This is a genomic window from Brevundimonas aurifodinae (genome assembly GCF_040195595.1).
Classification (GTDB): domain Bacteria; phylum Pseudomonadota; class Alphaproteobacteria; order Caulobacterales; family Caulobacteraceae; genus Brevundimonas; species Brevundimonas aurifodinae.
The window spans coordinates 1-13,870 of record NZ_JBEGDD010000021.1 but is presented as its reverse complement, the minus strand read 5'-3'; the positions used below and the strand labels follow the sequence as shown (position 1 = coordinate 13,870).

Here is a 13,870-nt window from a genome sequence, read left to right as displayed (position 1 = left end):
TCTCTTCTCTCCGTCCCCTGAACAGGGGGCTTATCCTAGGTTTTCAGGGGCCCCGGTGGGCATAAGCCCACCGGAGATATTCGTAAACCGGCCGGACTTTACGGTCCGCCGGGATTGGTTGGTGCTTAGGCGCTGTACTTCTTGATCACTTCGTCGGCGACGTGTTGCGGCACCGGCTCGTAGTGGTCGTATTGCATGGTGAAGGCGGCGCGGCCCTGCGACATCCCGCGAAGGGTGTTCACATAGCCGAACATGTTGGCCAGCGGCACGAAGGCGTTCACGACGGTGGCGTTGCCGCGCATGTCCTGACCCTGGATCATGCCGCGACGACCGTTCAGATCGCCGATGACCGAACCGAGATAGTCCTCGGGAGTCACGACCTCGACCGCCATGATCGGCTCGAGCAGCTTGGGCGCGCCCTTTTCCTTCAGTTCACGGAAGGCTGCGCGGGCCGCGATCTCGAACGCCAGCACGCTGGAGTCGACGTCGTGATACTTGCCGTCCGTCAGGGTCGCCTTGAAGTCGATCAGCGGGAAGCCCGCCAACAGGCCCGAGTCCTTGATCGACTCCAGCCCCTTCTGCACGCCCGGGATGTATTCCTTGGGCACCGCGCCGCCGACGATCGCGCTTTCGAACACGAAGCCCGAGCCCGGCTCGCCGGGTTCGAAGGTGATCATGACGCGGGCGAACTGGCCCGTACCGCCGGTCTGCTTCTTGTGCGTGTAGTCGATGTCGACCTTACGGCCGAGGCTCTCACGATAGGCGACCTGAGGCGCGCCGATGGTGGCCTCGACCTTGTAGGTCCGCTTCAGGATGTCGATCTTGATGTCGAGGTGCAGCTCGCCCATCCCCTTCAGGATGGTCTGGCCCGACTCGTGGTCGGTCGAGACGGTGAAGGAGGGATCCTCCGACGCCAGCTTGGCCAGGGCCACGCCCAGCTTCTCCTGGTCGGCCTTGGTCTTGGGCTCGACCGAGATCTCGATGACCGGGGCCGGGAACTCCATCTTCTCCAGGATGACCGGCGACTTCAGGGGATCGCACAGGGTGTCGCCCGTGCGGGTGTCCTTGAGGCCGGCCAGGGCGACGATGTCGCCGGCGAAGGCTTCCTTGACGTCCTCGCGGTTGTTGGAGTGCATCTGCAGCATCCGGCCGACCCGCTCGCGCTTGTCGCGCGACGAATTCAGCAGGTTCTGACCGGTCTCCATCTTGCCCGAATACAGGCGGCAGAAGGTCAGCGAGCCGACGAAGGGGTCGTCCATGATCTTGAACGCCAGGATCGACAGGGGCTCGTCGTCCGAAGCCTTTCGCACGATCGGCTCTTCGGTCTTGAAGTCGATGCCCGGCGTCGGCGGGATGTCCAGCGGCGACGGCAGGTAGTCGACGACGGCGTCCAGCAGCGTCTGCACGCCCTTGTTCTTGAACGCCGAGCCGCACAGGATCGGATAGAAGGCGCCGGTCAGCACGGCCTTGCGGATGCACTTCTTCAGAACTTCCAGCGAGGGCTCGGTGCCTTCGAGGTAGGCTTCCATCGCCTCGTCGTCGAGTTCGACGGCGTTGTCGATCAGGTACTGGCGGGCCTCATTGGCCTTGTCGACCAGGTCCGCCGGGATCTCGCCCACGGTGAAGTTGGCGCCCAGGGCGTCGTTGTCCCAGACGACCGACTTCATGGCGACGATGTCGACCAGGCCGGACAGGGTGTTCTCGGCGCCGATCGGGAACTGGATCGGCACGGCCTTGGCGCCCAGACGATCGCGGATCGACTGCACCGAGGCGTCGAAGTCGGCACCGATCTTGTCCATCTTGTTGACGAAGACGATCCGGGGAACCTTGTATTTGTCAGCCTGGCGCCAGACGGTCTCGGTCTGCGGCTCGACGCCGGCGTTGCCGTCCAGCACGGCGACAGCGCCGTCCAGCACGCGCAGCGAACGCTCGACCTCGATGGTGAAATCGACGTGTCCGGGCGTGTCGATGATGTTCAGGCGCTTGCCCTGCCAGAAGGCGGTCGTCGCGGCCGACGTGATGGTGATGCCGCGTTCCTGCTCCTGGTCCATCCAGTCCATGGTCGCGGCGCCGTCGTGGACTTCGCCGATCTTATGGTTCTTGCCGGTGTAATACAGGATCCGCTCGGTCGTCGTCGTCTTGCCCGCGTCGATGTGGGCCATGATGCCGAAGTTGCGGTAGTCCTCGAGCTTGTGAGTGCGGGCCATGAAAGCGTGCCTTGAAGTAGGTTCAGGACGCGGTGGGCGCCCTCGGGGAGATGTCGGTGTCTGGATAAACGGGCGCGGGCGATCTAGCTGAAATCGCCCGCACTCGAAAGTCCCAGATAGTCAGCGCAGATGACGCTTTAAAGGCGTTACCAGCGGTAGTGCGAGAAGGCGCGGTTGGCCTCGGCCATCTTGTGGGTGTCTTCGCGCTTCTTGACCGCGGTGCCGCGGTTGTTGGACGCGTCCAGCAGCTCGGCGGCCAGCTTTTCGGTCATGGTGTTCTCGCCACGCTTGCGGGCGGCGTTGACCAGCCAGCGGATGGCCAGGGCGCGACGACGGTCGGGGCGAACCTCGACCGGCACCTGATAGGTGGCGCCGCCGACGCGACGCGAGCGGACCTCGACCGACGGCTGGACGTTCTCCAGGGCGGTGTGGAAGGTCTGGACCGGCTCGAAGTCCTTCTTCTTGTCGGCCAGGATTTCGAAGGCGCCGTAGACGATGTTCTCGGCGACAGCCTTCTTGCCCTCGTACATGACGTAATTCATGAACTTGGTGACGGTCAGATCCTTGTATTTGGGATCCGGCAGGACTTCGCGTTTCTGGGCGCGGTGACGACGGGACATGGTGGTGGCCTTCTAGTTCGATGTCTGGGGGCCGCTCTGCGTCGGCCGAATTCTGAGGGTGCGGGTCGCTTACTTCGGACGCTTGGCGCCGTAGTGCGAACGGCGCTGCTTGCGGTCCTTGACGCCTTGCGTGTCCAGCACGCCGCGCAGGATGTGGTAGCGCACGCCGGGCAAGTCCTTGACGCGGCCGCCGCGGATCAGGACCACCGAGTGCTCCTGCAGATTGTGGCCCTCGCCGGGGATGTAGCACACGGCTTCGTAGCCGTTCTTGGCGAGGCGGACCTTGGCGACCTTACGCAGGGCCGAGTTCGGCTTCTTGGGGGTCGTCGTATAGACGCGGGTGCAGACGCCGCGGCGCTGGGGCGAACCCTCCAGCGCGGGCACCTTGTTGCGCACGGGCTTGGGCTTGCGGGGCTTGCGGATCAGTTGGTTGATCGTAGGCATCGGTAGGACGGTCTCGACTTCTGATGGAGGCGTGTGCCTGTCGGCCGGGGCGCCTCGGTTTCCTTCTTTTGAACGACGCGGATGCGCCGCCCGGGATCGTTCGAGACTGACGGTCGAACCAAACAGCCACCGGTTCGCTCCGGCGAACCGGAAAACACAAATGCCCGGAACGCGCGCTTCGGGCGTTCCGGCGGGCACAGCCCGTCCGTTCAATTGTCACGATCAGGATGGGGCAGGCCCCGCCTCGAAAGTCCGGCGCGTTTACTCGGATGGGGGCTGAGGGTCAAGCCACTCCCCCTTTTTCCGCTCATCCCCGCGAAAGCGGGGACCCAGTGCTTTGGGCGATGGCTGGACGCGAGTTTAGGCGGAAGCTCATCCCGCACACCGTGCCTCACTTAAGCACTGGGTCCCCGCTTTCGCGGGGATGAGCGGAATCGTGAAAAGCCCGCCCCCTACTCCGCCACCGGTCGCGTCAGGTCGAACTCCACGCGGAAATGCCGGTTGGGCCGCCGCAGTTCATAGGCGAACATCCGGTCCGGATGGACCTCCATGGCCCAGACGTTGGTGGTCGAGACCGAGGCGTCCCCGGCGATGAACAGCTCGATCGAGAAATCATCGACCGGGAACGCCTGGCGCGCCTCTGTCCCCGACCCCGTCGTGTCGCCGCCGTACCAGTGCAGGCCGTCGGGGCGTCCTTCCGGATCGCGGTGATCGTGCTTCAGGGTCAGTCCCTCGGCCGTGCGCGTGACCACCCAGGTCCGCGACCGGTCCTCGCCGACGCTGAAGGGAATACGCACCTCCGCAGCGGAACAGTCCCGCACATGCATCAGCAGGCGCTGCGAGGCGAAGCCGGCGTCGGCGGCGTCGGTCGTGACCACCCGCCCCTCGAACCTCTGGCCGCACAGGGCGTTCAGCCGTCCCATGAAGGCGTCCTGCTGCGACGACGGTCCGGCGGGCAGGCTGGCGCAGGCGGCGAGGACCAGCAGGACGGGGGCGATCAGGAGGGCTTTCATGCGGCCCAGCCTGCGGCCCGGAACGGCGCTTCGCAAGCCGACAAGTCCGGCGTTGACTTCGGAACATCCCTGAGTATGTTCCGCGCCTCTCATTTTCGCGGCTTCCCGCCGTCGCAAAGGTAATTTCCGATGGCCAAGCCCGCCTCCATCAAGATCCGCCTGAACTCGACCGCCGACACCGGCTTCTTCTACGTCACCAAGAAGAACGCCCGCACCATGACCGAGAAGATGGTCGTCAAGAAGTACGATCCGGTCGTGAAGAAGCACGTCGAATTCAAGGAAGGCAAGATCAAGTAAGGCGGCCTTGCTCGCCCCAACGCAAGAACGCCCGGCCTCGCGGCCGGGCGTTTTCGTTTGTGCGGACCTCGGCGGCTATTGCGCCGCGGCGGCCGCGCGCTCGGCGTCGAAGATCTTCTTGAAATAGGTCCAGCTGGTCTCGTTTGGCCGCGTGTCGGTCAGCGGCGGCGGGGCGACATAGTCGGGATAGTTGGCCGCGATCTCGTCCCGCAGAACCTGCGGCAAGCCGTCGATACCGTTCGACATGGTCTGTCCGACCGCGTTGAACACCAGGCCTCCGGGCCGTCCGCCCATCCGCATCCACGGCAGCCACGGCGACATCCGCACCCAGGCGATGGCGGGGTCGGCCCGGGGCCGCGACCCGTCGATCAGGTCGGCCTCCTGCATCGAGAAGTCGAAGATCTCCATGGCGTGGTACTGGTTGCCGACATACTCCTGATAGTCGCCGCCCAGCGGGTTCACATAGAACAGCGGAGCCTCGAAGTTCAGGAACACCTTGCCCTGGTTGACCCGGCCGCTGAACGTGAACGGCGAGCCGTCGGCGTTGCGCTCATAGGTCGGGCGCGAGTTCACGGGGTCGTTGGCGACATGGACCACCTCGACGACCTGATCGGTGACCGGATTGGTCCAGCTGCGCAGGATCTCGTTGGTGCGCGGGTCGAGGTAGAGCATCAGCTCGCGCGACACGAGCCGGTATCCCGTCCCCCGCACCGGGTCGCTGACCGTGCCGCACTGGCGGACGTTCATGCCCTCGACGTTGAAGATGTGGCGGTCCGGCTCTCCGGGCGAGCGGGCGAACACCCGGCCTGACCAGTGGTAGACCACCGGCTCGCCATCCACGGTCGAGCACTGGACCTTGCGGTTCGCCGCGATGGCCCCGGCGGGCGTCGACAGGTCGATCGTCTGCGCGCTCGCAGACATCGGCAAGGCGACGGCGGCGAGAGCGGCCACGGCGGTCAGGGTTCTCGTCATCTCGTTTCCTCCGTTGAGACGTCAGGTGATCTTGGGGGCCTCGACGGCCCAGACGCGGCAATCCGCGATCCCGTCGCGCAGTGTCTTGATCTCGGCGTAGTCGGGGCTGTCCCAGAAGGCGCGCAGAGCCGCCATGTCGGGCCATTCGGAGATGACCGCCGACGACCCGTCGCCCCAGTCGCCCTCCAGCAGTTGCACACCCGGCGCCCGCACCAGATATCGCCCGCCGTGCTGGGCGATCAGGGCCGCCGCCGCCTGGCCATAGCCGCCGATGAACCGATCGCGGTCCTCGATCCTCGCCAGCACGATCATATAGGCGGCCATCGGCTCCCCCTTGCTAAGCCCACCCTAGCGCGCTCAAATGATATAAATCTATACCATTTCGATCAGCCCTCCGGAATCGCGACCTATGGAACTGCTGCGCGCCGCCACCCTGACCGTCGCCGACCCCGAGGCGGCCGCCGCCCTTTATGTCGAATGGCTGGACTACGCGGTGGTGGAGCGCGGTCCCGTCCCCGCCGACCTCGCTGCCGCCTGGGGCTGCCCCGCGTCCGCCGACCGCGCCTCGGTCGTCTGCCGCCCGGCGTCCGGAGCCGATGTCTTCCTCCGCTTCGTCGAGGGTCGGACGCCCGCCGACTACCTGCCGCTCCGCACCTACGGCTGGGCCGCCATCGAGATCTGCACCCAGGACACCCACGCCGTGAACGCCCGCATGGAGCGTTCGCCCTTCCAGATCATCGGCCCGCCCAAAGAACTGGACGGCCTGCCCGCCATCTTCCCCATGCAGGTGAAGGGCCCGGATCAGGAGATCGTCTATCTGACCCAGATCCGGGACAACCTGCCGGCCTATGACCTGCCGCGCGCGGGCAGCCTGATCGACAAGCTGTTCATCATCGTGCTCGCCTGTTCGGACCTGCGGGCCTCGCTGGACTGGTTCGAGGGGCAGCTGAGACTATCGGCCGGCCGGTCGATGGACCTGGTCTACACCATGATCAACGCCGCCTTCGACCTGCCGGCAGACACCAGACACACCCTGGCGACCATGGTGCACGGCCGCGACTGCTTCCTGGAGCTGGACCAGTATCCGGACGCCACGACCGCCCGACCGACCGAGCCCGGCGCCCTGCCTCCCGGCATCGCCATCACCACCTTCCGCCACCCGGACTTCGACGCGCTGAAGGGCTGGATCACCCCACCCGCCGCCCGCGAAGGCGCGGTCTACGACGGCAAGCGGGCGGGCACCCTGCGCGCCCCCGACGGCACCCTGGTCGAGGTCGTCGAGGCATGAGCGAGCTAGCCCAAGAGGTCGTCCTCGCCCGCCCCGTCACCGCCGCCCCCGTCGCCGCCGACTTCACCATCGTGGCGCGAGACCGCACCCCGCCCGAAGGCGACGGCTGGCTGAAGGTCCGGCCGCTGTTCCTGTCGCTCGACCCCTACATCGGTGCCCGCATCCGGGGCCGTCACATGGGCGAGCCCGCGCCTGCGCCCGGCGAGCCCCTGCCCGGCTTCTGCGTGGCGGAGGTCGAGGACAGCCGCGACTCTGCCTACGCCCCCGGCGACCGCGTGGTGGTCGAGGTCGGCTGGACCGACCTGGCCTGGGTCCGTTCGGACGGTGCGCGCCGCGTCTCGACCGACATCGCGCCGTCGCTGCACCTCAGCGTGCTGGGCATGCCCGGCCTGACGGCCTGGGCGGGCATGACCCAGCTGGCGAAGACGGGCGAGGGCGACCTGCTGACCGTCAACGCCGCGGCCGGAACCGTCGGCGGCGTCGCGGGCCAGATCGCCAGGAACCTCGGCGGCCGCGCCGTCGGCATCGCGGGCGGGCCCGAGAAGTGCGCCCTCGTCGTCGACCGCTACGGCTTCGACGCCTGCATCGACTACCGCGTCGCCGACTGGGAGGCCCAGGTGGCCGCCGCCGTCTTGCCCGGCTCCACCATCCATTTCGAGAACGTCGGCGCGGGCCAGCTCGCCGTCGGCATCCGCAGTCTGAAGCCCTACGGCCGCGTCGTCCTGTGTGGCCTCGCCGACCACTACCACGCCGACGCGGGCCCGGCCGTGACCGCCATCGGCCCCCTCGTCGGCAAGCGCGCCGCCGTGTTCGGCCTCGTCGTCTATGACTTCTACCCCCGCTGGTCCGAGTGGACCGCGCTGGCCGAGCCCTGGGTCAAGGATGGCCGCCTGACCATCGCCGAAGACATCGGGCAGGGCTTCGACAGCGCCGGTCGCCAACTGGAACGCCTGATGCGCGGCGAGAACGTCGGCAAGACCCTGGTCCGGGTGTGATCCGCCCCGGCACCCCCTCTCTCCGCTCATCCCCGCGAAAGCGGGGACCCAGTGCTTTGGGCGGTGATTGCCACCGGGTTTGTCGCGAGCCCAATCCCGAACACCCCGCCTCACTTCAGAACTGGGTCCCCGCTTTCGCGGGGATGAGCGGAAATGGTTAGATCCGGCGGTGAGCGCGGATTCGTCACGGTCGACGGCCGCCGCGTCCTGATCCGCCGCTATGGGCGAGGCCCCGCCGTGCTCGTGATCCACGGCTCGCCCCAGTCCTCCCGCGCCGTCGAGGCGGTCTGCCAGGCGCTGGCCGCGCGCGGCCTGACGGCCCTCGCCCCCGACACCCCGGGCGCGGGTGCTTCCGACCCCCTGCCGATCGCCGATCCCGACAGCGCCGACTTCGCCCACGCGCTGCACCGCCTGACCGAGACGCTGGGCCTGTCGCGCGTCGGCCTCTACGGCTTCCACACCGGCGCCGCGACCGCCGCGACATTCGCCGCCCTGTTCCCCCAGAGCACCGCCGCCCTCGTCTGCGACGGCCTGCCCGCCTGGACCGAGGTCGAGCGCGACCGCTTCCTCGCCGACTATCTGCCGCCGTTCGAACCCGTCTGGGACGGATCCCACATGGCCTGGCTGTGGGCGCGGATGGAGGCCCAGACCGTCTTCTTCCCCTGGCATTCGACCGATCCGGCCGAGCGGATGGCCATGGCGGTCTCCAGCCCCGAGCACATCCACGCAAACGCCATGGACCTGCTGGCGACCGGCGACGCCTACCGCCCGGTGTATCGCGCCGCCTTCACCTTCCGCGCCGAGGCGGTGACGCCCCACCTGTCTGAGACCGCCCTGATCGCCTGCGCCGCCTCCGACATCCTGACCGCCCATCTGGATCGGCCGGGGCTGGCGGGACGGGGCGTCGTTCTGCCGGACGCGCTGAGCCTGCATGCCGCCGCCGTCGACCACCTGGCGGCCCACCCCGGAGACCCCGCGCCGGACCGGATCGGAGACGGCTTCCTGGCGCTCGGCGACGACCGCCTTGCTGTCCACCGCCTGTCCGAAGTCCCCGGCCGCCCGCTGGTGATGCTCCACGACGCCGGAGGCTCCGCCGCCGACCTGACCCCGCCCGAGGGCCGCCCCGTGATCGCGCTCGACCTTCCCGGCCACGGCCTGTCGTCGGAGGGCTGGACCGGCCCCATCGACTGGCCCGAGACCGTTCGCGCCGCGCTCGACGCGCTCAACCTCACCGACGCCGAGATCACCGGCGTCGGCGCGGGCTCCGTCCTCGCCTCGGCCCTGACCGGCGTCGAGCCCCGCCCCGGCCGCGTCCTCGGCCCACCCGATCCGGTCCCGTCACTGGCCCCGGAGTGGGACGGGGCCCACCTTCTCCGCGCCTTCCGCATCGCGTCGTGGGAGCGCCTGTTCGACCCCTGGCACCGCCGCGATCCGGCCTACCGCATTGACCGCCCCGCCGACCTCGCCGCCACACACGCCCGCGCCGTCAGCCTGTTGCGGGCGCACCGGCGATGGAGCGACTTTGAGGAATGGGCCGCCTCATCCCCACAGATCCGTCATCCTCGGGCTTGACCCGAGGATCGGACCATCCTCCCGCAGAACAGAGGGATGGCGCGGGACCGTATCCGCCCAGACTTTCGTACCGGGCGCGGCACATCCGATCCCCGGATCAAGTCCGAGGATGACGGCGGGAATGTATCAGGCCGCGAAGTCCGGGTCCGTCGTCCGCTCCGCCGCCGCCGTGGCCTCGGTCCGGTCCCCGCCGAAGTCACGGTACTTGCCCATCAGCAAGAGCAGCGCCGCCCCCGCCACCAGCCCCACGGCCGAGTACAGCAGGATGGTCTCATAGCTGCCCGTCCGGTCGAAATACTGGCCGAAGATCACAGGCCCGATCCCGGCCCCCAGGGCGAAGAAGCCGTAGAGCGCCCCATAGATGCCGCCATAGCTCTTCAGCCCGAAGTAGCGCGCCACCATGAAGGCCATCAGGTCGTATTCGACGCCTGCCGCGAAGCCGATCAGCACGATCGACAGGCCGGCGATGACCGGATCGGTCGTCCCCTGGGCCAGCAGCCAGCAGGCCACGGCCGGGGCGCTCAGCAGCACGAAGGCCACGCCGGGCGCCCAGATACGGTCGATCAGCCAGCCACCCAGCAGACGCCCGCCGATCACCGACAGGCCGATCAGCGACGCCAGCGTCACGATGTCCCCGGCCTCGAAGCCGTTGGACCTCAGGATGTTCTCGATGTTCGGGATCGGGCCGCCAACCGCGAAGCTGATCGGCACGAAGGCCACCGCCAGAACCCAGAACCGCCAGTCCTTCAGCGCCTGGCCGAAGCTGAGGCCCGGCGTCACGGCCTTGCGCTCCGCGTCCGCCACCCGCCGCTCGGCCGCCGTCGCGGTCTTTCCACCCACGTCGTGGAAGAAGATGAAGGCGATCGGCAGGGCCACCAGCAGCGGCAGAGCCGCCACGCCCAGATAGGCCACCCGCCAGCCGAACTCCTCGACCAGCCAGGCGGTGTAGGGCTTGCAGGCGAACCCGAACAGGCCGGTCCCCACCAGCGACAGCCCCAGCGCCAGGCCCTTGTGCACCTCGAAACGGTTGTTCACCGCCCGCGTCCAGGTCACCGGCAGGGTGCCGGCCCCGACCAGGGCCATGATCCCCCAGGTCGCATAGAACAGGCGAATGTCGCCCGTGTTGGCCGCGAACCCGGCGAAGGCCAGACCGAACAGCAGCAAGGAGACCAGCGCCACGGTCCGCACCCCGATCCGGTCCGCCAGCAGCCCGACCAGGGGGCTGGCGATCAGGACGGCGAAGGTCATGATCGGCAGGCCGCCCAGGATTTCGGCGAAGCCCCAGCCGAACTCCCGGGCCAGCTCCGGCGCCAGGATACCGATGGTGTAGAACGGAAGGGGCGACAGTCCGAGCCCGATGCCGAGCATCGCCGACAGCACCACGGGCCAGCCCAGCTTGAATTCGCCGTATCCGGCTTTCGCCCCAGACTGTGCTTGCATGCCCGTCCCGATCAGTTGGTATAAGTCTATACCATTTGCCGACGGATTCCCGACCGATGCAAGAGCCGATCGCCCCTGCTGCCGCCGACGACGCGCCACCTCATGTGCCGAAAGACGAGACGCCCCTGTTCCTGTTCGTCTGCAAGGACGGCCCCGCGGGCCCCGCCCGCCGCGTCGAGCATCTGGAGGGCCACCTCGCCCACGTCGAGGCCCACTGGCGGCGCTATGTCGTCGCCGGCCCCATGCGGCGTCCGGGCGAGACGGCGCTCTGCGGCTCCTACTTCCTGGTCCGCGCCGCCGACGCCGAGGAGGCCTGGTGTGTCATGCGCGGCGACCCCTACATCACCTCCGACCTCTATGCGGACATTGCGTTGACCGAGATCACCCCGTCGATCGGTCTGTGGGTCGGCGGCAAGATCTGGGCCGACGCCGCCTCCATCGCCCATCGGGCCACCGGCGGCTGAGGGCCGGCCAGGCTCCGCATCTGAACCGTCGACCAGATCGGAGAAACTCTCGTTTCCGCTTAACGTTTCCGAAAATGGTTCCCCGATACTGTCCACCGGTAGCAGGGAGTTTCGGCCGCAGTATGCCGACTATCGAAGTCCTGACGGAACGCGCCGAGCCAGTCGCCCCCACGGCGCTCGCCGGACAGATCTTCGCTCGGTTCCAGACCGAGCCTGACACGCTCGTGATCCCTGTCGTGGACGACGATCGCCCGGTCGGGCTGATCGAGCGAAACGCCTTCCTGTTGAAGATCGCGGGGCCCTTCGGTCACGCCCTCTACGCCAACCGCCCGGTGTCGATGGTGATGGACCCCGAGCCCGCCGTGGTCGAGGCCGGCGTCCGCATCGACGCCTTCTGCGACATCCTGATCAAGTCGGGGCCCGGGGCCCTGATGCGCGGCTTCATCGTCACGCGCGAGGGTCGCTATCGCGGCGTCGGCACCGCGGTCGGCCTGCTCCAGGCCGTCAACGACGAGCAGCGCAGCCGCAATGAGGAACTCGCCGACCAGGCCCGCGCCCTGACCGACAGCCGCACCCAGGCCCTGGCCTCGGCCCGGGCCAAGAGCCAGTTCCTGGCGATCATGAGCCACGAACTGCGGACCCCCATGAACGGCGTCCTCGCGGTGGCCGAGCTGCTGCGTCGCCAGCCCTTGAACGACGCGGCCCATTCCCACGTCCAGACCATCGTCGACAGCTCCGAGACCCTGCTGCGCATCCTCCAGGACGCGTTGGACCTGTCGCGCGCCGAGGCCGGCGAGCTGGAGATGACCCCCGCCCCCACGCCGCTTCGTGCCCTCATGGACGACATCGAGCAGATGTGGACCCCCCGCGCGTCGCAGGATTCCGTCCGCCTGATGGTCGGCTACGAAGGCGACACCGAGCTCGCGACCCTGATCGATCCCATTCGCCTGAAGCAGGTGTTCAACAATCTGATCGGCAACGCCCTGAAGTTCGCCCGCAACGGCGTGGTCGAGGCCAGCCTCAGGGCCTGGTCCGAGAACGACCGCGTCCACATGGAGGCGCGGGTCCGCGACGACGGTCCGGGCGTCGACGCCGACCGGGTCGACGCCATCTTCGAGCCCTTCGTCCACGGTTCGGGTCCTGACGGCGCCGGGCTGGGCCTGTCCATCTGCCGCCAGATCATCGAGCGCCTCGATGGTCGCATCTGGGCAGAGAACAACACAGGGCGCGGCGCCACCTTCGCCTTCGACCTCGCCGCCCCCCTCGCGGACCGGCCGATCGAGGCCGCGACCAACGTCTCCTCCCTGTCGGGTCTGGACCTTCAGACCACGCCGCACATCCTGATCGTCGACGACAACGCCACCAATCGCGTGGTGGCCCAGGCCCTGTGCGAGATGTTCGGCTGCACCTCCGAGACCGCCGAAGACGGCCTGGAGGCGCTCGAGGCCGTCCAGTCCCGCCCGTTCGACCTGGTCTTGATGGACATCAAGATGCCCCGCATGGACGGTGTCCAGGCGACCCAGGCCATCCGCGCCCTGCCCGGTCCGATCGGCGCCATCCCCATCGTCGCCCTGACCGCCAACGCCGATCCGGACGACGCCAGACACTACCTGTCGATCGGCATGGCCGCCGTGGTCGAAAAGCCGATCAAGCCCGAGCGCCTTCGCATGGCCATGAACGCCGCGCTTCAGGAACCCACCGAGGCCGCTGGCGTGACGGCCCCGGCCAAGGGACGCCGCGCCGCCTGACCCCCTTCGCAGCGCCCGGCGGCGCTGCTAAGCCTCGGCGCATGATCCGTCTCGCCCCCCTCGCCGCGCTGTCGCTCCTGGCCGCCTGCGCCACCGCCCCGACCGCGCCTGTCGCCGACGCCGCGGCCTCTCAGCATTCGACGCCCGAAGCCTATGTCGCCGGGCAGGCCGCCTATCTGGTCTGGAACGGGGCCCGTCGCGGCTGGACCACGACCGCCTCGGGGCTCCAGTACCGCCGCGAGGGCCGCGCTATCCCGTCGGGCCGCCAGCCGACCGCGACCGACACCGTGCGCGTCCACTACGAGGGCACCTTCATCGACGGCCGCAAATTCGACAGCTCCTATGACCGGGGCGAACCGGCCGAGTTCCCCCTGAACCGCGTCATCGCCGGCTGGACCGAGGGCGTCGCCCTGATGCGCGAGGGCGAGACCTTTCACTTCGCCATCCCCGCCACCCTGGGCTACGGCGACCGCTGGGTCGGCGGCGACGAACTGCCCCCCAACTCCACCCTCCTGTTCAAGGTCGAACTGATCGAGGTGAAGTAGGACGCATCACGCCGAAGGATTTCGCGTCGAGTTCCTTCTCGAATTGCGGGAGTAGGTGGCTCGCGAAGCGAGACGGATGAGGGGTGGCACTCGGTCTCGGCCGGTAGGAGAGCGGTTCGAACGCTCACCGGCGCCGGTTCCTTTCACCCCTCATCCGGCCCTCCGGGCCACCTTCTCCCGCAAGGGGAGAAGGAAAAATCTTCAATCATCCGCACTCGCCCGGATTCCGCCAACGATTCCAACACCCGCCGCGCTCGAAGCCCCA

The 13,870-nt window shown here is 68.2% G+C and carries 14 protein-coding genes; 7 read left to right on the top strand and 7 right to left on the bottom strand.

The annotated features are described in order from the left end of the window. Positions 1–125 precede the first annotated feature (125 nt). From fusA to ABN401_RS16210, 4 genes are all read right to left on the bottom strand, one after another. Complete coding sequence (fusA, locus tag ABN401_RS16225; RefSeq protein ID WP_349685908.1) at positions 126–2,207, bottom strand: elongation factor G; 2,082 nt, start codon at positions 2,205–2,207, stop codon at positions 126–128. A gap of 146 nt (positions 2,208–2,353) precedes the next feature. Next, the gene (rpsG, locus tag ABN401_RS16220; protein WP_056615544.1) at positions 2,354–2,827 is read right to left on the bottom strand and encodes a 30S ribosomal protein S7; all 474 of its coding nucleotides are present in this window, start codon (positions 2,825–2,827) and stop codon (positions 2,354–2,356) included. A 69-nt stretch (positions 2,828–2,896) separates the two neighbouring features. After that, positions 2,897–3,271: a 30S ribosomal protein S12 gene (rpsL, locus tag ABN401_RS16215; RefSeq protein ID WP_021697983.1), complete on the bottom strand. Its 375-nt coding sequence runs from the start codon at positions 3,269–3,271 to the stop codon at positions 2,897–2,899. 452 nt (positions 3,272–3,723) lie between these two features. Further along, on the bottom strand, positions 3,724–4,284 hold the full coding sequence (locus ABN401_RS16210; RefSeq protein ID WP_349685907.1) for a hypothetical protein: 561 nt from the start codon (positions 4,282–4,284) through the stop codon (positions 3,724–3,726). Positions 4,285–4,413: 129 nt separating this feature from the next. Between ABN401_RS16210 and rpmG the strand changes: the two genes are divergently transcribed. Beyond that, positions 4,414–4,581 (top strand): 50S ribosomal protein L33, encoded by a 168-nt coding sequence (gene rpmG / locus ABN401_RS16205; protein WP_029417689.1) that lies wholly within the window; start codon positions 4,414–4,416, stop codon positions 4,579–4,581. Positions 4,582–4,656: 75 nt separating this feature from the next. On the opposite strand, the gene ABN401_RS16200 is transcribed toward rpmG, so the two are convergent. Then, a complete protein-coding gene (locus ABN401_RS16200) occupies positions 4,657–5,553 on the bottom strand; it encodes a DUF1838 family protein (RefSeq protein ID WP_349685906.1) in 897 nt (298 codons plus the stop codon). Positions 5,554–5,574: 21 nt separating this feature from the next. Beyond that, a complete protein-coding gene (locus ABN401_RS16195) occupies positions 5,575–5,877 on the bottom strand; it encodes a DUF1330 domain-containing protein (RefSeq protein WP_349685905.1) in 303 nt (100 codons plus the stop codon). Between the two features lie 85 nt (positions 5,878–5,962). Between ABN401_RS16195 and ABN401_RS16190 the strand changes: the two genes are divergently transcribed. The 3 genes from ABN401_RS16190 to ABN401_RS16180 all read left to right on the top strand — a co-directional run bounded on the left by ABN401_RS16190 (position 5,963) and on the right by ABN401_RS16180 (position 9,408). Next, positions 5,963–6,841 carry a VOC family protein gene (locus ABN401_RS16190; RefSeq protein WP_349685904.1) on the top strand — a complete coding sequence of 293 codons (879 nt, stop codon included), beginning with the start codon at positions 5,963–5,965 and terminating at the stop codon, positions 6,839–6,841. Beyond that, positions 6,838–7,836 carry a zinc-binding dehydrogenase gene (locus tag ABN401_RS16185; protein WP_349685903.1) on the top strand — a complete coding sequence of 333 codons (999 nt, stop codon included), beginning with the start codon at positions 6,838–6,840 and terminating at the stop codon, positions 7,834–7,836. Before ABN401_RS16190 ends, ABN401_RS16185 begins: the two co-directional genes overlap by 4 nt. Positions 7,837–7,989: 153 nt before the next feature. Beyond that, on the top strand, positions 7,990–9,408 hold the full coding sequence (locus ABN401_RS16180) for an alpha/beta fold hydrolase (protein WP_349685902.1): 1,419 nt from the start codon (positions 7,990–7,992) through the stop codon (positions 9,406–9,408). A gap of 126 nt (positions 9,409–9,534) precedes the next feature. Here the strand turns inward: ABN401_RS16180 and ABN401_RS16175 are convergent, their stop codons facing one another. After that, complete coding sequence (locus ABN401_RS16175) at positions 9,535–10,848, bottom strand: MFS transporter (RefSeq protein ID WP_349685901.1); 1,314 nt, start codon at positions 10,846–10,848, stop codon at positions 9,535–9,537. 56 nt (positions 10,849–10,904) lie between these two features. Between ABN401_RS16175 and ABN401_RS16170 the strand changes: the two genes are divergently transcribed. The 3 genes from ABN401_RS16170 to ABN401_RS16160 all read left to right on the top strand — a co-directional run bounded on the left by ABN401_RS16170 (position 10,905) and on the right by ABN401_RS16160 (position 13,605). Further along, positions 10,905–11,312, top strand: a complete 408-nt coding sequence (locus tag ABN401_RS16170; protein WP_349685900.1) for a YciI family protein — start codon at positions 10,905–10,907, stop codon at positions 11,310–11,312. Between the two features lie 122 nt (positions 11,313–11,434). Then, entirely contained in the window at positions 11,435–13,060 is a 1,626-nt protein-coding gene (locus ABN401_RS16165; RefSeq protein ID WP_349685899.1) for a response regulator, read from the top strand. Between the two features lie 41 nt (positions 13,061–13,101). Then, positions 13,102–13,605, top strand: a complete 504-nt coding sequence (locus tag ABN401_RS16160) for an FKBP-type peptidyl-prolyl cis-trans isomerase (protein WP_349685898.1) — start codon at positions 13,102–13,104, stop codon at positions 13,603–13,605. The last annotated feature ends 265 nt before the right edge of the window (positions 13,606–13,870 follow it).